Annotated in this window: 1 protein-coding gene; it reads left to right on the top strand. The window is 50.7% G+C overall.

The window, feature by feature from the left end; genetic code table 11:
* On the top strand, positions 1–654 hold a 654-nt coding region (locus B3S92_RS04770), incomplete at its 5' end, for a hypothetical protein (RefSeq protein WP_296203273.1).
* Positions 655–667 lie beyond the last annotated feature (13 nt).

Below are 667 nucleotides of genomic sequence, written 5' to 3' on the forward strand. Positions count from 1 at the left end.
CTATCCGAATCAGAGTCGCTGTCTGAGTCAGAGTCGCTGTCAGAGTCTGAATCGCTATCTGAGTCTGAGTCGCTGTCAGAGTCTGAATCGCTATCTGAGTCTGAATCCGAGTCGCTGTCCGAGTCCGAGTCGCTATCCGAATCAGAGTCACTGTCCGAGTCTGAATCGCTATCTGAGTCCGAGTCGCTATCAGAATCAGAATCACTGTCCGAGTCCGAGTCACTGTCCGAATCAGAGTCACTGTCAGAGTCAGAATCGCTATCCGAATCTGAATCGCTGTCCGAGTCAGAGTCAGAATCGCCGTCTGAATCAGAGTCGCTGTCTGAGTCAGAGTCGCTATCTGAGTCAGAGTCGCTGTCCGAGTCTGAATCGCTGTCTGAGTCAGAGTCGCTGTCAGAGTCAGAATCGCTATCTGAGTCTGAATCGCTGTCAGAGTCAGAATCGCTATCTGAGTCAGAGTCGCTGTCAGAGTCTGAATCGCTATCTGAGTCCGAGTCGCTGTCAGAGTCGCTCTCAGAATCAGAATCACTGTCCGAGTCCGAATCGCTGTCTGAATCAGAGTCACGATCTGAGTTTGAATCACTGTCAGAGTCAGAATCGCTGTCAGAGTCAGAATCGCTGGCAGAATCAGAGTCAATATCGGAATCGGATTAGATAGCTGAGGCAG

Source organism: Psychrobacter sp. UBA3962 (assembly GCF_002385225.1).
GTDB lineage: Bacteria > Pseudomonadota > Gammaproteobacteria > Pseudomonadales > Moraxellaceae > Psychrobacter.